Origin of the sequence: Paenibacillus methanolicus (assembly GCF_008124765.1) — a bacterium.
GTDB classification, from domain to species: domain Bacteria; phylum Bacillota; class Bacilli; order Paenibacillales; family Paenibacillaceae; genus Paenibacillus_Z; species Paenibacillus_Z methanolicus.
In genome coordinates, this window is the sequence record NZ_VNHS01000019.1 from 53,825 (window position 1) to 76,256 (window position 22,432).

The window sequence follows — 22,432 nt, forward strand, 5'->3', positions numbered from 1 at the left end:
CACGATGAGTATAGCCATATTAACGGAATTGCAGGCGGAAGTGCGGAGATTGTTCATCGCCGGCAGCGGCTTGGCCGCCTCCGACCCCCGCCTGCTCAAGCTGCAGCCGCAGCTGGCCAAGCTAGGGGAGAGTTCGCTTGCATTCAAGAAGCTGGACGAAGGCGTGCGGAAGACGACGGAGGCCAGCGGCGCGGCAGCGGCGGCCGCCCTGCTCGAATTGAGCGGCCTGCTGCACGCGATGCTGTATACGCAAGGCAAGAGCGAGCCGCGAGGAGCGAGCGTGCCGATCGACGCGCTTGGCAGCGCCGGCCGTACGACAATCTCGTACCGCAAGCTTGCACCGGTGCTGGAGGCGCTGACGAGCAGAGGCAGCGGGCGGCTCCAGGTCCTCCGTCAAGGGCAGAAGGACGGCGTGTTCCACGATTTCCGCGCCTTCCTCCCGGCCGTTCAGGGGCTTGCGGACGTGCCGGAAATCGCCGAGTACCTCGCGCGCAAGGTGCTGCCGTCCATCGGCGCCCGGATCGTGCCGGTCCTGCTCCGTCAGTTCGACGTCCAAGGCGGCAAGGCCGACGCGCGCATGCTCGGCGTCATTCACGCCATCGAAGGCGAGAAGCAGCTGGCGCTGTACGAGCGCGCGGCGCGGGAAGGCGCGGTCGAGCTGCAGATCGAAGCGATCGGCCTGCTCGCCCGTTACGACGGCTTCCTGCCCTTGCTGCTTGAACATTCGCAGGACGGGTTGAGGGCGATTCGGCAAGCGGCGTATGACGCGCTGGCGCTGCAGGAGCATGAGGAAGCCGCGAAGCGGCTGATGGAGGCGCTGCCCGGCAGGGACAGCGATATGGTGATCGAGCCGATAAGGCAGTCGCGGTATGCTCCGCTAGAGCAGCGGGTCGTCGCGTATGTCCGCAGCGAGCTGGGGCATTACGCGGATGCGATGGCGGGGTTCGAGCGGAGCAAGCGGGACAACCCGGAGCAGCCGCCGGCGAATCCTTCGCCGCAAATGGAGCAGTCGTTCGACCGGCTGATCGTCGGGATCCAGGCGCTGAAAGGCAAGCGGAGCGACGGGGCGCTGCAGGCGGTGTCCGAGCTGCTAGGCAGCGAGATCTTCCTGGCCGGCGCGGACTCGGAAATGAAGGAATACGTCGCGAAGCTGCTGCTCGATATGGAGCGCGCCGATGCGGACGAGGCGCTGCTGTCGCGGGCCGGCGCCGCTTATGGTTGGCTCGCCGGCTTCCATCTGAGAGCGGCGATCCGGCATTGGACCGCGACGGACGTCTACGATCGGTTCGCGCCGCTGCTTGCCAAGCGGTCGGCGGAATCCGTTTCGCTCAAGGAAGCGCTGGTCGGCCTGGTGCCGGATATGCGCGAGGTGCTGCGTCACGTGTCTTGGCACAAGGCGAATGCTGATGAGGGGGCGCTCCCTGCGGAGAGGACGGAGCTCCCGGAAGCGCTGTCCGACCGGCGCTGGATGAAGCGGCTCGCGGAGGCGGATTTGCCGTGGATGCTCCTCCCGTACCTGCTTCGTTACGAAGCGGATGCGGAGACGCTGGACTACCTGCGGACCCAGCTGAATGCCGCTCTTGATTCGCGCAAAAAGCAGGATATCGCCTACACGCTGTGGCTCGGCTTGTTCATCGCCGGCGTGCCGCTGGACGCCGAGCAACTGCGGAAGCTCGTCCGTCAGCTCGCCGCCCAATACGGATACGCGTATATCGATCCGGCCTCGTCCGCGCTGCTCCGCTCGCTGCCCGCCAGCTGCGCGCCGGCGCTCGAAGAGCTGCTGTCCGACGGGACCGTAGCGCGGCTGGTCAGCGTGTTGGAACCGATTTTGGAAGACATGAAACGCAATCAATTCGCCGAATTCCCGGCTGACGAAGGAGCGGAACGATACGCATGGCTGAAAAGCAAAATGTAATGAGATTGCCGGCGGAGGCGCTGTACGCGCACGAGCTGGCCGCATTGAAGGAAATCGACAAGGCGCCTCGCCCGGCCGGCTGGCAGCTGTCCCCACGGGCCGTCCTGACGTATCTGACCGGCGGCATGGCAGGCGACACGGTCATTACGCCGAAGTATATCGGCAACAACCGGCTGGTCGAAGTCGCGATCGCGACGCTGCTGACCGACCGCGCCCTGCTGCTGATCGGGGAACCGGGCACGGCCAAGTCGTGGCTGTCCGAGAACTTGACGGCGGCCATCCACGGCAGCTCGTCCAAAGTCATCCAAGGGACGGCGGGCACGACCGAGGAGCAAATTCGCTATTCCTGGAACTACGCGATGCTGCTGGCGAACGGGCCGTCCGAGCAGGCGCTTATCAAGAGTCCGATCTACCGCGCGATGGAGGAGGGCGGGATCGCCCGGTTCGAGGAAATTTCCCGCTGCGCCTCCGAAGTGCAGGACGCGCTCATCTCGATCCTGTCCGAGAAGACGATCTCCGTGCCGGAGCTCGGCGGCGAGATCGCGGCGGCGAAGGGCTTCTCCGTCATCGCGACGGCGAACACGCGCGACCGCGGCGTCAACGACATGTCCTCTGCCCTCAAGCGCCGCTTCAACATTATCGTGCTGCCGGCGCCGGGCGATCTGGAGACCGAGGTGGACATCGTCCGCAGACGGGTGAAGGAGCTGGCGAATAGCTACGAGATCGGCGCTTCGCTGCCTGCCGACGACGCCATCCGCCAAGTGGTCACGATCTTCCGCGAACTGCGCGGCGGCGTGACGCTGGAAGGCAAGGAGAAGGTGAAAGGGCCGAGCGGCGTCATCTCGACGGCGGAGGCGATCTCGCTGCTGACCGGCAGCATGGCGCTCGCGGCCAGCTTCGGCAGCGGCGAAGTCGAGGCGCAGGATCTGGCGGCCGGCCTGCAAGGGGCGATCGTCAAGGACGAGGAGAAGGACCGGGGCGTCTGGAAGGACTATCTGGAGAACGTGATGAAGAAGCGGGGATCGGAATGGCGGCCGCTCTACAATGCTTGCCGGGAGATGAACGTGTGAGCGCGTCCTCGGCAGAGGGCCGCGTCCACGTCTTCGGCGTCCGGCATCTGTCGCCTGCCGGGGCGCATCATCTCCGCCGGTTTCTGGAAGCGGTCAAGCCGGCCGTCGTGCTCGTCGAAGGACCTGCCGACGCGAGCGACTGGATCGGCCAATTGACGAGGAGCGGCGTCGTGCCGCCGATCGCGCTCATGGCGTATACCGAGAACCTGCCGGTTCGGACGCTGCTCTACCCGTTCGCCTCTTATTCGCCGGAATACGAGGCGTTCCGCTGGGCGGCGGCCAATGGCGCGAGCGCGGCGTTCATCGACCTGCCTTCGGATATTTCCATTCCGCTGTACGATTATCGCAAGGCGGCGCGGCGGGAAGCGGACGAGGCCGAGTCGCTGGCGCGCGCGGAAACGCAGGAATCAGCGGGAGCTGGCGCGGGGGAGGAAGCGTCTGGCGATAGCTCGGGCAATGAAGCGTCTGACGCAGACGGTCGAGACGACGCTTCCGCCGGAAGGACGGAGACGTCTCGCCGGGATTTTTATGTGAAGCAGCACGAACTGTACGAACGGATCGCCTCGCTCGCCGGCGAGGACGATTACGAGAGCTACTGGGAGCGGCATTTCGAGCATGACGAGCGGACGGACGGCTACCGGCTGGAAATCGAGGAGCTGTCGCGGCAGATGCGCGGCTTGCTGGAGCATGACGAACGGCTCGCCGATCCCGTGGAATCGGCCGTCAACGAAGTGCGCGAGAGCTACATGCGGCTGGAGATCGCGCGCAGGCTGGAGAGCGGCGTGCCGCCCGAGCGGATCGTCGTCGTCGCCGGGGCGCATCACGTATCCGGCCTGACGGCGGACTTGCCTCCGATGGCCGAAGCGCAGCTGGCCGCGCTGCCCCGGACGGCGACCAAGCGGACGCTCATGCCTTATTCCTACTACAAGCTGTCCAGCCATTCGGGCTACGGGGCGGGCAACCCGGCTCCGGCGTATTTCGAGCTGCTGTGGGCGTGCTTGCAGGACGGCGGGCTCGCGCGCTTGCCGTCGATCTATCTGACGCGGGTCGCCCAGCGGTTGCGGGAGCAGGGTACGTATCGCTCGACCGCCTCGGTCATCGAGGGCGTCCGGCTGGCGTCCGCGCTTGCTTCCATGCGGGGCAGCGCCCAACCGATCCTGCGCGATTTGCGGGATGCGGCCGTCGTTACGCTGGGATACGGCGAACGCGCGGTCGTGGCGGAGGCGATGGCACGCGCCGAGATCGGCACGGACATCGGCTATTTGCCGGAGGGGATTAGCCAGACGCCGATTCAAGACGATATGAACCGGAACCTGAAGCGGCTGAAGCTGGACAAATACAAGCGCGCCGAGGCGAGCGAGCTCGAGCTGGATTTGCGCGAGAACCGCCGCGTCAAATCCGAGGAAGCGGCCTTTATCGATCTCAACCGCTCCACGTTCCTTCACCGGCTTGCGCTGCTTGGCATCTCGTTCGCCAAGAAGAAGACGCTGCGCGCCGGCGCGGGATCCTGGGCGGAGCAATGGGTGCTGCAGTGGAGCCCGGAAGCGGAGATCGAGCTGATCGAATCGACGCTGAAGGGGGAGACGATCGAATGGGCCGCGGCGTACACGATTCGCGAGCGGCTGGCCGATTGCGCGGATATCGGCGAGGCTTCGCGGCTCATCCGAATCTCTAGCGATTGCGGACTGCCCGCCTGCATGGAGGAGGCGAGGGCGGCGCTGCAGCGGCTATCGGTGGACGGCCAGCAGTTCGTCCCGCTCGCCGACGCGGCGTTCGAGCTGTCCGGCCTGATCCGGTACGGCTCGATCCGCAAGACGGACATCGCGCCCCTTATGCCGCTGCTGTCGCAGTTGTTCTTCCGGGCGGCGATCGGTCTGATCGACGCGTCCGCCTGCAGCGACGACGCGGCGAAAGGCATGCTGGCCGGCATCAACGGGATGCACACGGTCTCGCAGGATCAGTACGATGCGGTGGACGACGAGCTGTGGAAGCGGCAGCTGCGGGAGCTGGCCTTCCGCGACGATCGCAACCCGACGCTATCCGGCTTCGCGTTCGCGATCATGCTGGAGCGGCATACCGTCTCCGAAGAGGAATGCGAACGGGAAGTCGCGCGTCGTCTGTCGCCCGGCATTCCGGCCGATCTGGGCGCCGGGTGGTTCGAGGGAATGTCGATGCGCAACCGGTACGCGCTGTTGTCGAGACCTTCGCTGTGGGGGCAGTTGGACGATTACTTGGGATCGCTTGAGCAGGAACAGTTCAAGCGCTCGCTCGTCTTCCTGCGCCGGGCGTTCTCGTCCTTCGACGCGCGGGAGAAGGCGGCGGTGGCGGAGTTGCTCGGCGATTGGTGGGGTTCGGACGCGCAGCGGGATGCCGAAGCGCTTCAGCAGCCGCTGTCCGACGAGGAGCTGGCGGCCATCGCGGCGCTGGACGAATTCGATTTTAGCGACTTCTAGAGAGGGGAGCGAGAATAGCGCGATGTTAACCGACGATAACGCGGAGCGACGCAAAAGATGGCGGCTCGTGCTGGGCCATGCGGCGGACGAGAAGCTGCAGCCGCCCGGCGGAGCGGGCCTATTGGGCGAGGAAGAACGACTCATGGACGAAGCGTTGGCCGCGATCTACGACGGCGATGCGCACGGGGGGGAGACCGCCCGCGGTCCGCGCGGCGCGGGCCTCGGTCCCTCCTATCCGAAGCTGGCGAAGTGGCTGGGCGACGTGCGGAGCTTTTTCCCGTCGGACGTCGTCTCCGTCATTCAGGCGGACGCGATCGAGCGCAAGGGGCTGACCCAGCTGTTGTTCGAGCCGGAGACGCTCTCGAAGGTGAAGCCCGATATCCGCATGGTCTCGACGCTCCTATCGCTGAAGGGGCAAATTCCCGAGAAGACGAAGGAGACGGCGCGGTTGTTCATCCGGGCGGTCGTGGACGACATTGCCCGCAGGCTGGAGAGCGACATTCGCCGGGCGGTCACCGGCGCGCTCAACAAGCGGCGGCATACGCCGCTGCCCTCGGTCAGCGGGATCGACTGGAAGCGGACGATCGAGCGGAATTTGAAAAATTACAACGAGGAACGGCGGCGTCTCGTGCCGGAGCGGTTCTATTTCTTCGACCGAGCGCGCAAAAGCAACGAGTGGACCGTCATCCTCGATATCGACCAAAGCGGCTCTATGGCCGAATCGGTCATCTACGCCTCGGTCATCGGCTCGATCTTCGCCTCGCTGCCGGCGCTTGATACGCGCGTCGTCGCCTTCGATACCGAGGTAGTCGATCTGACCGAGCAGTGCGCGGGCGATCCCGTCGACATGCTGTTCGGCATTCAGCTTGGCGGGGGCACGGACATCAACAAGTCGGTCGAGTATTGCGGCTCGTTCGTGCGAGAGCCGAAGAAGACGATTTTCATCCTCATCTCGGACTTGTACGAAGGCGGCAATAACGCGGAGATGCTGCGGAGGCTCGGCGAGATGCACCAGGCGGGCGTGAAGGTCATCTGCCTTCTCGCGCTATCGGACAGCGGCGTGCCCTCGTACGACGAGCGCAACGCCAAGAAGCTGGCCGAGCAGGGCATCCCGTGCTTCGGCTGCACGCCGGACCGGCTGCCCGAGCTGTTGGAGTCGGCGCTGGGGGGCAAGGATTTGCTCGCGTTCGCGGCGGCCGCGGACGCGATGGGGAAAGGGAAGTAGCAGGACGGAAGCAGGCGCAATCGTTCCCGGTTTGGCGGGGAGGCGTCTGCTTTTGTCGTTTTGTACGGCTTGTCGTGCGCTTTCCTTTCCATGGACGGCGGCTGCCGGTTCGTTTACCGGGCGTGACATCCAAAATTTTGAAAGTAACGGGTTGCCGCTCCGGGACGAGTCTGCTACACTATTGGCAAGAATGTATGTTCGTGTCGGTTGGTCGTCACCATGTCGGAAGTCAACTAGAGGAGGCAGCCCGGACGCGACATGCGAGCACCCGGCGGCCTACCGATTAACGGGGGGATTTAAGGGTGTCGTCCTATACGTTCCGCGCGTCGGATTTTCCGAACAAGCCCGGCTGCTACATCATGAAAAGCGAGGATGGCCGTATCCTCTACATTGGCAAGTCGAAGGCGCTGCGCAAGCGGCTGGCCTCGTATTTCCGGGGCAAGCACGACCGGAAGCGAATCGCGCAGCTCGTCGAGCAGATCGCGCATATCGACGTCATCGTCGTCAACAATGAGCATGAGAGCCTGCTGCTGGAGAATAATCTCATCAAGGTGCATAAGCCGCCCTTCAACCGGGCGCTGAAGAAGGATAACAGCGGCTATGCGTATCTCAAAATGACCGATGGACGCTTCCCGCGGCTGGACGTGCATTACCGCGACCGCCGGACGGCGAAGGAGGAGGCGCGGCAGGAAAGCCCCGCGGGAGAGACGCGGCTGTCGGCGGAAGAGCCGCGCATGGCATGCCCCATGGAAGAGACGCGGGGGGCGAGGACCGTTGCGCAATCGAGGCAGGCTGCTTCCATCGAAGAAGCTCGGAAGGAGATCGCGGCCTCGCGCGAGCGCGTCCGTAGTGATCAGAATTCGAACGCAATCGTCTCGTCCTCGCGACCTGGGCACGCGAGCGCCGCGCCTCGGCCTACCGCCGTTCCCGATCCGGACGAGATCCGGTTCGGCCCGTTCGCGAGCACGTATTTCCGCGATCAGCTGATGACGTTCGTCAACGATCATTTTCAGCTGCGCACCTGCGATTCGCTGCCGAAGAAGGCGTGTCTGCTGTACCATCTGAAGCGATGCAGCGGCGTATGCGAAGGGCTGATCGCCGAAGAGGACTACCGGGCAAGCGCCAAGGAGGCGGCGGCGCTGCTCGCCAACCAAGGCGAGCGGCTGATCGAGGCGATGAAGGCGAAGATGGAGCTGTACGCGTCCAGACTGGAGTTCGAGCGGGCGGCGCATATGCTGGAGCATATCCGCATTCTCGAGCGGGTACCGGATAAGCAGGTCGTCGACCGGGAATCGCTCGTCGATCAGGACGTCATTTATTTCGGAGAAGGACATGCCGCGGTCGCGAAGATTCGCCAAGGGATGCTGCACGATCTGGATGTGTGCGAGTGGGCCGGCGGCGAAGAAAGCGGAGGGATCGACCGGTTCGTCATCGAGCGCTATCGACAGCGCTACCGGCCGGACGAGCTGATCGTGAGCGAGATCGGCGACCGCAAGGCGGTGCAGTATGCGCTAAGACGGCGCGGACAGCGTCCGCCGCAGCTCTATGTGGCGCCCAAGCGCGGGCTCCGTCGCGAGCTGATGGAGCTGTGCCGGGCTAATTACGAACAGCGGATGGCGCTGCGGGCGGCGGCTGGAATGGAGAGCGGCGGCGAAGGCTAGAATCTGGAGGCAACATGGATACGGACACCGAGCCGGGCCGTTAAGTATAGAGGAGGTTACACCTTTGCAAGCCATCATCGACTACTGCAAGCGCAAGAAAGCGGCAACCGAGGATTACCCGTTCGGTCCGGAGCCTCTCGTCATGAAGGTGGGCGGCAAAATGTTCGCGCTAATCTCCGATTCGTCCATTTCGCTTAAGTGCGATCCGGCGATCGCGGAGAATTTGCGGGAGCAGCACGAAGCGGTCAAGCCGGGCTATCATCTGAACAAGAAGCATTGGAATACCGTTCTCGTGGACGGCACGATGGACGAGGGCGATATTTTGGCGATGATCGACCACTCGTATGCGCTCGTCGTCTCCAAGTTGTCGAAGGCGGAGCGCGAACAGGCGGAAGAAGCGGCGAAGTGAGCGGGATTAAAGGAGCGAAGACGGCGGATGCGCGTAGGGATGACGTTCTTTCCCCGGTTCGTCGTTTTTGCTTGTCCGGACGATCTGCGGTTCGAACATGACCGACTCGATGCGCCTGGCGTCATGGCCGCGTTTATTCTCGTATGTAGTCGAGGGATCCGTTATGGATCTCTCGATGCGCCCCTTCCGGGCTGGCGTATTGCTAACCGTAATTGTAGTAACAAACTCCATCGATCCAGACGCAGGCGTCATGGGGGACATAAGCAAGGTGAGGGGCGCCATCGACGATTGGCCTCGTCGAATAGGGACCGAGAACCGAACTTATCTCATTCGCCGCTATTTGCGTTTGCCGGCCGCCGCGCATCAATGTCAATAACCCGGTCATCGGATCGAATCTTTCTACGTATACAATGTAACGTTCGGGGTTCGCGCCGAAAGTGAAAATACCCCATTTTCCTTCAAATTGCATCGGAGTAGGCGTTTGGGGGCCTAGCGCAATAGACGGCGGGAGCGTGGCGGAACGGGAATGGCGAACGTATGGCCGATTAGGACGGTTATGAGTTGGCATTGTATTTCTCCTTTTGGGGAAATGGATGCGCGCTGCTTTAAAATTGTATTCCGGCTCCCATTCAACGGTATAGGCAGCGACATAAGGGTGACAGACTTATTTGCCTGTTCGTTAGTATGGGGGCAGGTCTCAGCGATAGCAAAAAGGCAGCCAAATCGGCTGCCTTTTCAGGTTGCGGTGCGGTTGCCGCAGGAGATGACTAGGCCATCTGGTCTGTGACAGATCTCAGCCGGTGCCGGCAGCCTGCCATCGCCTTAGGACTCGCCCGGACACCAGCCCGGCGGGTCCGAACAGATCGCGGCCGTGAAGCCGGGCGCTTGCTGCGCCATGTTGGCGAAGTAGCTGCTTAGAATATGGTTGCCCCCGACCGAACCGGTGCGGAAGCTGAGAGGCGATTCTCCTTTGACGTGCAGATAGGAGTAAGTTTTGTCCGTACGCGGCGAACGGTAGAGCAGCGGCGGCAAATGCGGCACGATGTCGAACTCGTTCTGGATGCGGACGTGGTACGGGACGGTGCGATTATACTTGCGGACGAATGTCGGATCGCCGACGCGGGGGGCGGCGAACGTGTAGACGATCAGCTGCTTATGCTTGCGATTGGCGGCGATATCGAGCGCGGCCAGCGTCGCAAGCGCCCCGCCCAGGCTATGGCCGGTGATGAACAGTGGCTTATCGCTGGGCAGCTGATCGAGCAGTCCGTGAATTTCTTTGCGGGCGGACATGTAGATGTCGGTAAAGCCTTGGTGCGACTGGCCGGCGCCGGATACCGGCTTATAGGTGATCTGCTCGGCGATCAGATCGGACACCCAATCGACGGCCGAACCGGTTCCGCGGAACGCAAGAATCGCCGCCCGGTCCGATTCGATGACGAAGCCGAACGGCTCCACGACGCCGTTGTACACTTCCGCCGAGAACGGCCCGACGGTCATATAAGCGCGGGGAACCATGAACCAATGCTGCGGGTTCTGAAATTGCGCGTACGTCTGTCCGCATACCGCTGCCAGAAATATCGCGGTGCGGATATCCATCGGGTTCTGTTCTTGTCGTTGCTCTTGCCCGTGTTCGCGATCTTGCTCTTGCATGGGCAACTCCCTCCTCTGGCAGCGCGTACCAGCGGACAAGGCGCCGCGTCATCACGCTTTTGCTGCATCGTATGCAGGGATGGGCGGTTGTGTCACAGAGGGAAAGCCGGTGCGCGAATCGGAAAGCGCGGGGTGGCGATGAGAGAAGCAGCGAACTTAAGATGGATTTGATGTGTGCAAGCGCGAGGGAGGTGCCGGGTATCGGGGGAAGTTGGAGCGTGTCGCCTTTCGCAAGCGGCTTGCAAAATAGCTTGCTGCCTCCAGCTAGTTGGGTTCGGACGCTGGCTATCTCGCTTGCGCGATCGGCGTTCGCGATGCGCGCAGCACGAAGAGGCCGGCACGCTCCGCTAGAGCATGCCGGCCTCTTGCTTGCGGCTAATAAGCCGCATTCAACGCGAGTCGCTTCGTTATAATGACGAATTACGGCGTCCCGTGAAGAGGGAGACGATGAACAGAATCAAGAAGACGAAGAACAAGATTTTGGCAATCCCGGTTGCCGCGTCGACGATGCCGCCGAAGCCGAAAATCGCGGCGACGACTGCAATAATAAAGAAAATCGCTGCCCAACGTAACATGAGCAATCACCTGACCTTTCGCATCAAGAATGTGGTATGGAGACGTTCGCAAGCGGCCGATGCACCATCCGTCGAGGGTTGTCCATCGCGGCCGTCTTCCGATCGGCTCCGACCTGCTTGTTCGGACTTTAACCGCGAGCCGGCAGGTCGAAACAGGGGGCGCGAAAGGGGTTCAACTCGGAAGGGGACGGGTAATCATGGACTAGAATCACGATATGAAAAGCGCGAAAGAGAGGGATTTGGATGATGTTTGAGATTGCGATGCTGATTATCGGCTTGTCGGTTGCGGTGCTCGTATTTTTCCTGATTCAAACGCTTAAGAAAGTGCAGACGTCGCTGGACGCGGCCAGCCGTACGCTGACCGAGGTGCAGGGCGTCGTGCAAACCGTCAAAGGCGACGTGAGCGAGATCGTCACGAGCGCAAGACGCATCGCCGACCAGGCGGAAGGCAAGCTGACCGCGATCGACCCGCTCGTCGAAACGGTTCGCGAGACGGGCGAGGTGCTGCATGAAGTGGCCAGCGTCGCCCACAACTTCTCTTCGCTCTGGACCGAGCGCCTGAATCGCCGCGCGCAGTTGTCGGCGGTTAAGCAGCAAGCGAAGCTCGCCGCGGAGGAAGCGGCTGCGGCCAATACGCGCATTAGCATGGATGCGGGACATGATAGCCTGCGCCCGGCGCAAACGATTAGCGTAGAGGGCAGCCGCGCGCTGCATGCGGACGTCAAGCCATCCCCGTCTTGGCTGGATTACGTGGAGACGGGCGTCAAAGTGGCCCGTGCCATCACTGGCACGCGCTAGCAGCCCGCGCCATTACTGGCACGCGCTAGCATGCGGCTGGCATTCATAGTAAAATAAGTAGAAGCAGGAAGGTTTAGTTTTGAGTACATCGTCAAGCTGGGAGAACGAAAGATGCGCATAGTAGTCGTAGATGATAATCCGATGAACGTGACGGTCGTGCAGGAGATTTTGAAGCGCGCGGGCTATACCGATATTTTGGCGGCCTCCTCCGGCATGGAGCTGTTCAAGCTGCTGGGCTTGGAGAACGACGGGCGAGAGCCTACCGTGCCGGGGACGGACGACCACGGCGTCGATCTGATCCTAATGGACATGATGATGCCCGGCGTAGACGGCATCTATGCTTGCCGGGCCGTCTACGAATCCGAGCGTCTGCGCGATATTCCGATCATCATGGTCACCGCGATCGGAGATTCGAAGAAACTCGCGGAAGCGTTGGACGCCGGCGCGATCGATTACGTGACGAAGCCGATCAACCGGATCGAGCTGCTTGCCCGCATTCGCGTGGCGCTGCGGCTCAAGGAACAGAAGGATTGGCATAAGGAGAGGGATCGCCGCGTCCGCGAGGAGCTGCAATTGGCGCGCGAAGTCCAGAGCGCGGTCTTGCCGCATCACCTGGGCGAGGACGGGATTCGGATCGAGGCCATCTACCGGCCGTCGGAGGAATTGTCCGGCGATCTGTACGCGTGGCATCGGATTGATCGCAATCGGTACGGCGTTGCCGTCATCGACGCGATGGGGCACGGCATCTCTTCTTCGCTCGTCTGCATGTTCATCGCCTCGGTGCTGAAGGACGCCATGGCCAAACTGGTCGATCCGCAGCTGGTCGTGCTGGAGCTGAATCGGCGCTCGCAGCAGCTTCAATTCGCGGATCAATTGATTCAGTATTATTTCACGGCGCTCTATATGGTCGTCGATTTGGAGAAGAAGCAGGTGGAGTACGTCAATGCCGGTCACCCGGCGGGCATGCTCATCCGCGGGACGGACGGCAGCGTCGTTCCGTTCGCGCAAGGCGGCATCGCCATCGGGATGTTCGATCAAATCCAGGTGGAAAAGCATACGATCGACATCGCGGCCGGGGATCGAATCGTGCTCGTCACGGACGGCATCTTCGATCTGGTCACGGGCGCGGAGGAAGAAGAGGATCAGCTTGGACGGCTTGCGGATGTGCTTCGGCCGTTCGGCGGGAGCGTGCCGCCCGAGGAATTGGAGCGCCATTTGTTCCATCAAGACGATTCGAACCGCCAGGATGACCGCTGCCTGGTCATGGTCGATATTTTGTAACCGATGCGGGACAATGCAAAAAGGGAAATGCATCATTCGGTCAGGAAGCGAATTCCTATCCGACGTGCGCATTTCCCTTTTCGTCTTCCGGAGACGGGGAGCCGGGCTTCCTTCTGCCGCCACGGCCGCGTCTCTTGCGTGATTTGGCGAGTTGCGAGGCCGCGCGCGGCCGCTTGCCGTTCAGCAGATCGCCCGTCCAGCCTTTCAGCCACAGCCACCAATAGATGGCGATCGTGCTGAAGAGGACGACGAGGCTGGCCACGATAAACCCGAGCGGCTCCTGGGCGTACGGGATTCGCTCGAAATTCATGCCGAACAGCGCGCCGATGACCGTGGCCGGGGCGAAGAGCGCGGTGAAGATCGTCAGCGTCTTCATGATTTCGTTGCCGCGGAAGCTGGAGATCGCGTCATCCATGGCGAGCAGCGTATCGATCTCGAGCGCGTAATGCGTCAAGAGGGCGCCGATTCGCTCGAGCTTGTATTCGATCCGCTTGAATTCCTCTTGCTCGACGAGCGTGTCGAGGAACGCTTCCTTCGCCGCGCTGTGGATTTCGCGGATCGGAATGAACAGATGGCTCCAGTGGAGCAGGTCGTACCGGCGCTCGAAAATGTCGTTCATCAGCCCGGTCCGATTGCTCGTGCGCATGGCGCGTTCCAGCTCGCCGAGCCGGGTCTCGAAGCCGTCGAGGCCGGAGTGGAACGTCTCCAGCAAGCAGGCGATGACGACGAAGAACGCTTCCGGCGCGGACTGGCAGCGGTCGAGCTTGTCCTTCCACGGTTCCATCTGCAGCCGAATCGATAGCCGCATATCGTGGTGAAGCGTAACGAGCTGCTTCGCCGTAATCCAGAAGTGGATCGGCGCGATGTCCTCCGCGTCCACGGACGCTTGGAACAGTAGGGTGCCATGCAGCACCGGCTCGCCGCCGTTACGCTCCGACACTGCGATATGGTTGTATCGGCAGTTCTTGGCTTCCTCCAGCCACCCGCCCAGATCAGGCAGATCCTGCTTCACCAACAGGCGAAACTCCGCTCTCTCCCGGTCGGTCGACTCCGGCGTAATCGAACGCGACGCCGTAAGTCGCGGAGGATCCGCAAGCGCTGCACGCGATAGGGGCTGGGGTTCTTCCCGGTTCGGGGAAGGGCGGCTGCCGGCAGCCGACTTGCTTCGGCGGCTCAGCCCCTCCGTCGCTTCGCGCGGCGAATGCAGGACATGCCATTCCCATTGGGAAGGGAACCTCAGCATACGATGCATCATAAACGTTGAACCTCCCGGGTAATCCGTTCACAGGGTTATGTTTCCATCATAACCGTAACGGATCGCTTTCACAACTTATCGGACGGTTTATCCTGTTAAAATTTAGGCTGGCGAATGATTGAGCGCGGTTCGTGGACGGCAAAAAGCACGCCCCGGGTTACGGGAACCCACGGAGCGTGCTTGTCCGAACGGATGATAGGTAGCGAATGAGTGCGGTCAACGGGACAAGTGTTCGTTCATGCTCGGCTTCGCCGGACGCGCGTCTTGTCGGCTCGTTTGCGCGAAGCGCATCGGGCGCGCCTCAAGTTCCGACGCCGTAATCTCCGTCCTCGTGGCCTTCGCTCAGCAGCTGCTTGAGCTTGTCGATCGCTCTTCGCTGGATGCGGGAGATGCTCATCTGCGAGACGCCAAGCTGATCGGCGATCGTTCGCTGCGGCAGTCCTTCCTGGTAGATGAGCAGGAGCACCTGCTGCTCCTGCGGCTTCAGCTGCGCCATCGCCGCTTGGAGATCGAGCTTCTTGTCGACGGTCTCGTAATCGTCGGCTTGCGAGCCGATCAAGTCGCCGAGCGTCGTCGTATTCTCTTCCTCGGAGATCGGGGTGTCGAGCGAGACGTAATGATACAGCTCGCGGCCTGCAAGAATTTCCGTCGTCTCCTCGACCGAAAGCTCCATATAAGCCGCGATTTCTTCGATCTTGGGCGAACGCTCCAGCCGCACGGTCAAATCGTCGACGGCCTGCTGAACGGCGATGCCTTTTTCCTTAATACGCCGCGGAACCTGCACGTACCATGACTTGTCCCGCAGAAAGTTTTTCATATGGCCGATGATGCTTTTCATCGCATACGGTTCGAATTGAACGCCGAGGCTCATATCGAACTGCCGAAATAGGCGGATTAGCGCGATCTGTCCTACCTGAAGCAGATCCTCATACAAATCAGGGCGATTGCGCGAAATTTTACCGGCCGCCATTCGGACCATCGGCTCATAATGCTCGATTAGCGTCGTCGCCGCGTCGTTCGTCGGATTGCTCTGGTAGGCCAGAATGAGATCCGCACCGGATACGGGATTTTGCTTGGCCGGCCCTAAGTTCATGCCAATTCCCCACTTCTAACCAGACGTTTGGTCAAGACGACTTCAGTCCCCATTTCACTGTTGACTTCGACTTGATCCATCAGCGCCTGCATAAGATAGAGGCCGAGACCGCCTGCCTGCAGTTCTTCGACCGATTTGCCCGTCGCCGGCTGGGCCTTGCGGGCGGCTGACGCCGCGTCAAAGCTGCGACCGTCGTCCTTGACCACGATGGAGAGGGCGTCCGATTGCTTGATGAACCGGACCTCGATGCGCGGGGCGACGTCCGGCGCGCTCATCGTCGCGCCCGGCGCCAAATCGCCGTACGCGTAGAGCACCGCATTGTTGCAGGCCTCCGACACGGCGACTTTCATATCTTCGATTTCCTCGTAGGAGAATCCGATTTTGACGGCGAGTCCATATAGAGTTAGGCGAACCAGGTCGATGTATTCGGCGGACGCTGGCACCTGGAGCAGTACGACTTCTTCATTTGCTTTCATGGCGTATTCTCGTTCCTTTCTTCGTGACGATCAGGCTTGCTGCTTGAGCAGAAAAGGTGTGATGCCGGTCATGTCGAACAGCTTGCGGATATTCGGGGGAATGGCTTCGACGGCGAAAGGCGCGTTGTTCGCGTGGCGGGCTTTCAAGACGGATACGATAATGCCGATTCCGGTGCTGTCCACGTAACGAAGGTCGCGAAGATTGATCGTTAGCTCACGGTCGCACAGTTCCACGAGCGGGGTCATCGCCGCTCTCATCTGCGCCGCGGATTCCAAGTCGAGCTCGCCGCCGACGAATACGGTGCATTTGCCCTCCTTGTTCTCGGTGCGAAGGATCAATTTATCGGTTTGTTTCATATGAACGTCCTCTCCTGTAAACGTAAATTTATGTAGCGGTTCCGCTGCAGCGTGGTCGGAATGGGAAGCGGCCCGCAGGGCGGCAAACGCACATTTCCTTTGTAAGGATGAATTAACCGCTCCGGAACGGGTTGAAACAGGGAAACGGCGTAAAACTTATTTCTAATTTTATCCGATTGAGGGCAAAAGAAACAGGGTATACCAAGCGTACGAAGGCTGCGTTAATGGCGTAAAGCGAGGGAGCGGCTTCGGGCGGTCTTCGGCATCATTCAATGCGGGAGGCAAGCTATGGGTGACGAGCTTCGTGCCGCCGACGCTGGTACGGGGACGTGACGAGTCGAAGAGGCTTGGGCGCCACCGTGCCCGTGCGAAGGTCGAAGATTTTCGCGTTGGCGCGGCGGAGGGAATCAAGCAGGCAGGACAACCTATCGGGAGGCGATTGGGATGGCGTATAAGTTGGGGATTTTCAGCACGCAGCAGCAGGCGATCGAGGCGATTCAGGCATTGGAAGCGGAAGGCATCGCAAGCGGCGCGATCCGCGTCATTGCGAAGGATCACGAGCATACGAACCGAATCGAATCCGAGACGAACGTGCACGCGGACGAGGTGAACGACGTGACCGAGACGCGGCATCAAATCGCGGATCACGACGGCGCCATCGGCATCGTCGGGCTGGCGGCCGGATCGGTCGGCTCCGGCTACGGCACGGGGACGCCGTCTGCGGTCGGGCTTGCGCCGTATTATGGCGCGGCCGTCTTCAGCGGCATAGGCGACGGCGACTCCGATATGATCGAGTCGCTGCGCGCGCTCGGCATCTCGGGCGGCGATGCCGAGACGTGCCGGGACGCGATCGCCGAGGGCGCGATCGTGGTCGCGGCGGAGACCGGCGATGCGGCGTCCGGCGAAGGGCCGGATCTGACGCCGGTCGGCGCGGCCGAAGCGGCGTTCCGCCGGGCGGGGGCGCGCACGATTTTATAGCGACGTAGGGCAGCTCTAGGGCAGCCTATCTGACAGGCCGAGCGATCGGCCTGTTTTTTGTGCGGGGGAGAAGCGCAAGGCGTGTTGTAGCGGGGGAGCGCGATAGTGGCGCCAGACCGACTATTGGAGCAAGTGCAAGTGTGAGGGAGCGCAATAGAGGCGCCAGACCGACTATTGGAGCAGGTGCAAGTGTGGGGGAGCGCAATAGTGGTGCCAGACCGACTATTGGATCAAGTGCAAGTGTGAGGGAGCGCAATAGAGGCGCCAGACCGACTATTGGATCACTTGCAAGAGTTAGGAGCTTCGTAGTAGTGACGGACCAACCATCGACCAGTAGCTGTTTTGCTAGACTTCGTTTTTACCGCTTGCTCTAGCAGTCGGACTTGAGTATGATCGAAATTGACGCGAAGCACGCGCTGATCGAACCGCACACCACGGGGATCAGCGCGTGTTTTTTTGATACAAAGGAGGAGAAGGTCTCGAAATGGATAATCAACGTGATTCGGAACTGGTGATTCAGCAATGGCTGAAGGCCCACGAGCGAAACCGCAAGGGAGAAAGGAAGCGGCGGATAAGCGGTGGGCTTGGACATGCAGAAACGTTATTTTTGAAACAGGTATGGTGGCCAGCGTTTATGCGATTAGAGGGCCTTCATCCTGAATACGAGGTTAAAGATTTCAAAGATGGCAGCCGTTTCATTGATTTCGCTTATTTTGCGGGCGACTTGAAATTATGCATCGAGATCGACGGCTACGGATCGCATTGGAGAGATTTAACCCGCTGGCAATTCGCCGATCATCTCATGAGGCAAAATCAGTTGGTAATCGACGGGTGGCATGTCCTCCGATTCGCGTACGAAGAGATCAAAGATAAGCCAAGAAAATGCCAGCAAACGATTCAGCAATTTCTGGGACGTTCGCAAACGAGCGGAGATGCGCAGTTGAAAGGGCACAAACTAAACTCCTATGAACGAGACTTGGTACGGCTATTCCATGCGCATGGCAAAATCTCGGTCCGGACTGCATCGGAATTTCTCCATCTATCCACGGATCGCGCCAGAAGAGTGATAGCCGGTATGGTCGACAAAGAGCTGCTTCTCCCGGCTCGTCCGGAACTACGACGGATACATCATTATGTTCTAGCACCGTAGATTACAAGGTGAAGGAGTTCGTTGAGGCCCGGGGCGGCGTAGCAGATTGGAAATAGGAGGAAATCGCAAGGCTAGAAAGAAGGACGGATGAGCAGGAGAACGGAACGGAGCTCCAGAGGAATATTAAGGTGGTGTGGCCCTCGCAAACCTAACAAACCCGCCCGCGACACGCGCGAGCAGGTCTATCTCTTCCTAATAAAGGCCAGGATCGGCCGCAGCGACTGGGCGGGGACGGCGTCGAGAAGGTCGCCCTCTTGTTCGAGCCGTTCCGCGATATTGACCAGATTGTAGTCGGTGATCGCCGCGTTCGCCCGCACCTCGCGCCAGTGGAGCGGCGTCGAGACGGTGGCGCCGGGGCGGGCGCGGGGCGAGTAGGGGGCGACGATCGTTTTGCCCTCGTAATGCTGCAGGTAGTCGATATAAATGAGGTCGCCGCGATTTTTCTTCAGCCGTTCGATCGTGAACAGCCCGGGATGTTTGCCGGACAAATATGCCCCGACGAATTCGCCGATGGCACGCAACTCGTCGAAGGTGAGATCGGGCTGCAGCGGCACGATGATTTGGACGCCGGTCGCGCCGGACGTCTTGGGGACCGAAGCGATGCCGAGCGACTCCAGCAAATCCCCGACGAGCGAAGCGGCCTCCATGATGCGCGGCTCCTCCTCGACGGAGGGGTCAAGGTCGAGCACCCATTCCGTCGGCTTCGCCGGATTGCTGATGCGGTCGAACGACGCGTGATACTCGATGCAGGCCAGATTGCCGAGCCAGAGCAGGACGGGCAGCGAGTCGAGCCGGACGTAGCCGATGTCCCCGTGCGTATCGATTTCGACGAACGGCGGCGCGGGCTGCGGGCAATTTTTCTGATAAAACGATTTGCCGTGCACGCCGTCCGGAAACCGAATCGTCGTCAAATACCGGTCGCGGCAGTGTTTCAGCAGCCACGGCGCCAGCACGGTCAGCTTCTGCAGGAACACCGCCTTCGTAATGCCCAGCTCGGGGAAAAGCAGCTTAGTCGGGTTGCTCACCGTCAGCTCCCGGCCTTCGATGACGATCGTGCCCTTGATCGCGCGGCTCACGGCAGCGCATCCTTCGGCAGGAACGTGACGAGTTTCGGATGGCGAAGCTGCCCGGCGGAGGTGATCTCGAGGCCGCTGACCCGACAGCGGAACGGCAGCTGCAGCCACTGTACCTCTTCGCGCTTCAAATCGTCCGGCAACGCGGCGAACGGACATGGACGCGCGGGCACGTGCGCGTCGCCGGTCCCGGGTCGGAACGTCGACACCAGCACTTTGCGGAGCGGTTCGTTCAGCCCGGAGGAGACGGACCCCAAATACGCGCCGTCATAAGCCATGACGAGGCTGGCGATCATGCCGCTGCGCCACTTCAGTCCGACGATGTCGACGTCGAGCAGGACGGCGGTCCGCTTTTTCAGCCAGTCCCGGTGCTTCTTGCCTTCCCGGTAAGGACTGGACCACCGTTTGCTGACGACGCCCTCCCACTGATTCGCCTCGACCCACTGCCACAGCGCCTCGCCGTCGGCGAACGTATCGGTGACGAACAGCTGCGGTTCCTTGACCGGGACTTTGGCGTTCAGCCTACGGTACCGATCCTCGTAGGGCAGCGCGCGCAAATCCTCTTCCCCGTCGGCCAGCAGGTCGAACAGCACGTATACGATGGCGCCGGCGCTTCCGGCAGGCGCATCCGCACTCGCATCCGCGGCTCTCGGCTCCTGGCGAGAATACGGCGACCGGGGAGCGGCCGAGCCGATCGACGTCCCGCGCGACCGCTCTCTCTTCAACACCTGCTGGAAATTCGGACGCACGCCGTTCCACCACACGACCTCCCCGTCGAGCAAGCAAGGGCCGAGCTCGGCCGCCTTTCGGGACAGCAACCGCGCGATTTCGGGATAGATCGGATTCTTGAGAAACATGCTGCGCGAATACAGCTCCACGTTCCCGTCCGCGCCGACGCGCGCCAAAATGCGGACGCCGTCCCACTTCAGCTGATAGCACCAGTCGCCGCCGGAAGGGATTTCGTTATCCGCGATCGGAGCCATGGGGTCGGCGGGCAGCGGGAGAGGGGCGTCTGCCTTCGGTGACAAGGGGCTGACCGGCAGGCTGCCCGCCGCCGGAGCCGCCGAGGTTGGCGGTTCGGATACAGCCGCCGAGGCCGGAATCCGATCCTTCCCGACGGCAGCCGTCTCCGTCGTCAAGACTGCCGAGGACGCTTGGGCGAGTAGCTCCGGTTCCCCGGCTGCGTTGCCCATCATCGTGTCGTTAACAGATGGCAGCGAAGAGGAATCTTCACCCAACTGCGCCGGTAATTCATTTTGCCAAGCACCTTCCATGTTAAGATACGGTCTCCTTTGCCTTCTCCGTCTTCGGTTTGCGGGCGCGCGGCTTCTTGGCCGCAGCTTCCGTATCGGCCGCTGCGTCTCCTTCGGCTTGCGGCGTCTCGGCGGCCGTCTTCTTGGCGGCCTTCGCTGGCTTAGCTGCCGGGGCGGCGGCGGCCGTCGCCCCGGTATCGAGCGCCCCCGGCGCATCCGGCGCGATTCGGACCGCCTCGAGGCTGGCTTGAAGCGCGGCCATCAAATCGAGCACGTTCGTGCGCTGCTGCTGATCCGGCGCGACGCGGATTTCTTCGCCGGCGATTTTCGTCTGGATGAGCTCCATGAGTCGGCTGCGGTAATCGTCGTTATATTTGGCCGGCTCGAACGGCGTGGACAACTGCTCGATCAGCATCCGTGCCATCGTAAGCTCTTTCTCGTTCACGTTGATCGCATCCGGCAATCCCGGCACCTGTTCGATCGCGCGTATCTCGTCCGGAAAGAAGATCGTCTCCATCGCCAGCGCGTTGTCGATGACGCGAATGGCCGCCAGCGAGCTTTTGGAGCGGATGGACACCTTGGCGAGCCCGATTTTGCCCGATTGGCGCATCGCTTCGAGCAGCAAATTATACGCATTCCCGCCGGCTTGATCAGGCGAGAGGTAGTAGGTTTTCTGAAAATAAATCGGATCGATCTCCGTCAAATCGACGAAATCGAGGATCGTGATCGTCTTCGACCGCTCGTCGCTGACCGATTCCAGCTCCTCCTTCTCGAACAGGACGAACCGTCCTTTCTCGTATTCATAGCCTTTGACGATCTCGTCGAAGGCGACCTCCACGCTGCAGTTGTCGCATTTGCGCACGAAGGCGATCGGGCTGCCGCACGCGCGGTGGATCATGCGCATCGAGATATCTTTGTCCTCGGTGGCGGAGAACATTTTGACGGGGACATGGACAAGTCCGAAGCTGATGGCGCCTTTCCAGACGGTATGCATGGTTCATCTCTCCCTTGGGCTGAACATTCAGCCAGATTTATCGCGCTCCGCGAAAATAAGCTTGTCATGAGGGCGGATGGCATCCTGAGAATCCTTGGTACCAGTGTTCCCGGAATGCATGAAACTCAACCGGATCGGGCATATTTTCGAAGAGCAAGCCATTTTCGCATAGAAGGAAAGGAGCAGCGCAAGATGAGTGAAGCGGGCAATTCCCCAACAGGTTCGAGCAACGACAAGATGCATGAGGGCCGAGACGACTATTTCATGGATATCGACCGGATGGTGAACGAGGGGCTAGGCGGCGGTCAAGTGACGCTTCACAACGGATATATTGACGAATCCACGACGGATACGATGGAGCCGGAAGGCCAGAACGTCTCCGCGGGCGTAACGCCGATTGCCGATGAATACTGAGCGCGCCAAACAAATTCTAGCCGCGAAAGAGACCATCCCCGTCCATTTCGAGGGAAAACCGATCTGGATCGAGAAGGTCGACGAGGCGTTCGGCACGGCATTGATCCAAATCGAGGCGAGTCCGAGACAGGTGGAGACGGTGTCCGTCGAGAAGCTAATGGAAGCGTAACGAACTCGAACACAGCGACGCTGGTCTTGTAGGTAAACAGACCGCTGCGCTCGTCATATAGCGATGCACGAAAGCCGCCCGGGCAACCGGAGGCCACTGAAGAACTTACGCATTTTTCTTTGACGGCTTACGTCTCAGACAAAAAGACATCCATTTCCCACCTTTTGGGAATGGATGTCTTCT

21 protein-coding genes are annotated in these 22,432 nt (G+C 61.1%); 12 read left to right on the plus strand and 9 right to left on the minus strand.

The features are described from left to right. The first annotated feature begins 4 nt into the window (after positions 1-4). The 6 genes from BCM02_RS33340 (at position 5) to BCM02_RS33365 (ending at position 8,733) form a co-directional block, all read left to right on the plus strand. Positions 5-1,915, plus strand: a complete 1,911-nt coding sequence (locus BCM02_RS33340; protein ID WP_148933438.1) for a hypothetical protein — start codon at positions 5-7, stop codon at positions 1,913-1,915. Further along, the gene (locus BCM02_RS33345; RefSeq protein WP_148933439.1) at positions 1,894-2,985 is read left to right on the plus strand and encodes an AAA family ATPase; all 1,092 of its coding nucleotides are present in this window, start codon (positions 1,894-1,896) and stop codon (positions 2,983-2,985) included. The genes BCM02_RS33340 and BCM02_RS33345 overlap by 22 nt, the downstream gene beginning before the upstream one ends. Next, entirely contained in the window at positions 2,982-5,438 is a 2,457-nt protein-coding gene (locus BCM02_RS33350) for a DUF5682 family protein (protein ID WP_148933440.1), read from the plus strand. Before BCM02_RS33345 ends, BCM02_RS33350 begins: the two co-directional genes overlap by 4 nt. A gap of 22 nt (positions 5,439-5,460) precedes the next feature. Beyond that, positions 5,461-6,663 carry a VWA domain-containing protein gene (locus BCM02_RS33355; protein WP_148933441.1) on the plus strand — a complete coding sequence of 401 codons (1,203 nt, stop codon included), beginning with the start codon at positions 5,461-5,463 and terminating at the stop codon, positions 6,661-6,663. Between the two features lie 302 nt (positions 6,664-6,965). After that, positions 6,966-8,324, plus strand: coding sequence for a GIY-YIG nuclease family protein (locus BCM02_RS33360; RefSeq protein ID WP_246183671.1), 1,359 nt, complete (start codon positions 6,966-6,968; stop codon positions 8,322-8,324). Between the two features lie 64 nt (positions 8,325-8,388). Then, the gene (locus BCM02_RS33365) at positions 8,389-8,733 is read left to right on the plus strand and encodes an MmcQ/YjbR family DNA-binding protein (protein ID WP_148933442.1); all 345 of its coding nucleotides are present in this window, start codon (positions 8,389-8,391) and stop codon (positions 8,731-8,733) included. 822 nt (positions 8,734-9,555) lie between these two features. Here the strand turns inward: BCM02_RS33365 and BCM02_RS33370 are convergent. Then, positions 9,556-10,383, minus strand: coding sequence for a lipase family protein (locus BCM02_RS33370; RefSeq protein ID WP_246183672.1), 828 nt, complete (start codon positions 10,381-10,383; stop codon positions 9,556-9,558). 407 nt (positions 10,384-10,790) lie between these two features. Beyond that, complete coding sequence (locus tag BCM02_RS33375) at positions 10,791-10,958, minus strand: DUF1328 domain-containing protein (RefSeq protein ID WP_148933443.1); 168 nt, start codon at positions 10,956-10,958, stop codon at positions 10,791-10,793. A gap of 243 nt (positions 10,959-11,201) precedes the next feature. On the opposite strand from BCM02_RS33375, the gene BCM02_RS33380 reads away from it, so the two are divergent. Together BCM02_RS33380 and BCM02_RS33385 are read left to right on the plus strand one after the other, a co-directional pair. Further along, a complete protein-coding gene (locus BCM02_RS33380) occupies positions 11,202-11,756 on the plus strand; it encodes a DUF948 domain-containing protein (RefSeq protein WP_148933444.1) in 555 nt (184 codons plus the stop codon). Between the two features lie 111 nt (positions 11,757-11,867). Further along, a complete protein-coding gene (locus tag BCM02_RS33385) occupies positions 11,868-13,037 on the plus strand; it encodes a PP2C family protein-serine/threonine phosphatase (protein ID WP_148933445.1) in 1,170 nt (389 codons plus the stop codon). Positions 13,038-13,092: 55 nt separating this feature from the next. On the opposite strand, the gene BCM02_RS33390 is transcribed toward BCM02_RS33385, so the two are convergent. The 4 genes from BCM02_RS33390 to BCM02_RS33405 all read right to left on the minus strand — a co-directional run bounded on the left by BCM02_RS33390 (position 13,093) and on the right by BCM02_RS33405 (position 16,218). Further along, on the minus strand, positions 13,093-14,292 hold the full coding sequence (locus tag BCM02_RS33390; protein WP_148933446.1) for a magnesium transporter CorA family protein: 1,200 nt from the start codon (positions 14,290-14,292) through the stop codon (positions 13,093-13,095). Between the two features lie 301 nt (positions 14,293-14,593). Further along, positions 14,594-15,385: a sigma-70 family RNA polymerase sigma factor gene (locus BCM02_RS33395; RefSeq protein WP_148933447.1), complete on the minus strand. Its 792-nt coding sequence runs from the start codon at positions 15,383-15,385 to the stop codon at positions 14,594-14,596. Next, positions 15,382-15,861, minus strand: a complete 480-nt coding sequence (rsbW, locus tag BCM02_RS33400) for an anti-sigma B factor RsbW (protein ID WP_148933448.1) — start codon at positions 15,859-15,861, stop codon at positions 15,382-15,384. Before rsbW ends, BCM02_RS33395 begins: the two co-directional genes overlap by 4 nt. A gap of 30 nt (positions 15,862-15,891) precedes the next feature. Continuing rightward, positions 15,892-16,218: an STAS domain-containing protein gene (locus BCM02_RS33405; protein ID WP_148933449.1), complete on the minus strand. Its 327-nt coding sequence runs from the start codon at positions 16,216-16,218 to the stop codon at positions 15,892-15,894. 444 nt (positions 16,219-16,662) lie between these two features. Here BCM02_RS33405 and BCM02_RS33410 point away from each other — a divergent pair, with 444 nt between their 5' ends. Together BCM02_RS33410 and BCM02_RS33415 are read left to right on the plus strand one after the other, a co-directional pair. Further along, entirely contained in the window at positions 16,663-17,196 is a 534-nt protein-coding gene (locus BCM02_RS33410; protein ID WP_148933450.1) for a YoaH family protein, read from the plus strand. Positions 17,197-17,680: 484 nt separating this feature from the next. Beyond that, positions 17,681-18,346 (plus strand): DUF559 domain-containing protein, encoded by a 666-nt coding sequence (locus tag BCM02_RS33415; protein ID WP_148933451.1) that lies wholly within the window; start codon positions 17,681-17,683, stop codon positions 18,344-18,346. Positions 18,347-18,528: 182 nt separating this feature from the next. On the opposite strand, the gene ligD is transcribed toward BCM02_RS33415, so the two are convergent. The 3 genes from ligD to ku are packed head-to-tail and all read right to left on the minus strand — an operon-like array spanning position 18,529 to position 21,666. Then, positions 18,529-19,422 (minus strand): non-homologous end-joining DNA ligase, encoded by an 894-nt coding sequence (gene ligD, locus BCM02_RS33420; protein ID WP_148933452.1) that lies wholly within the window; start codon positions 19,420-19,422, stop codon positions 18,529-18,531. After that, positions 19,419-20,693, minus strand: a complete 1,275-nt coding sequence (locus tag BCM02_RS33425; RefSeq protein ID WP_246183673.1) for an ATP-dependent DNA ligase — start codon at positions 20,691-20,693, stop codon at positions 19,419-19,421. The genes ligD and BCM02_RS33425 overlap by 4 nt, the downstream gene beginning before the upstream one ends. Before the next feature lies 1 nt (position 20,694). Next, positions 20,695-21,666: a non-homologous end joining protein Ku gene (gene ku, locus BCM02_RS33430; RefSeq protein WP_148933453.1), complete on the minus strand. Its 972-nt coding sequence runs from the start codon at positions 21,664-21,666 to the stop codon at positions 20,695-20,697. A gap of 192 nt (positions 21,667-21,858) precedes the next feature. On the opposite strand from ku, the gene BCM02_RS33435 reads away from it, so the two are divergent. After that, complete coding sequence (locus BCM02_RS33435) at positions 21,859-22,080, plus strand: hypothetical protein (RefSeq protein WP_148933454.1); 222 nt, start codon at positions 21,859-21,861, stop codon at positions 22,078-22,080. Beyond that, the gene (locus BCM02_RS33440) at positions 22,070-22,249 is read left to right on the plus strand and encodes an H-type small acid-soluble spore protein (protein WP_148933464.1); all 180 of its coding nucleotides are present in this window, start codon (positions 22,070-22,072) and stop codon (positions 22,247-22,249) included. Before BCM02_RS33435 ends, BCM02_RS33440 begins: the two co-directional genes overlap by 11 nt. Positions 22,250-22,432 lie beyond the last annotated feature (183 nt).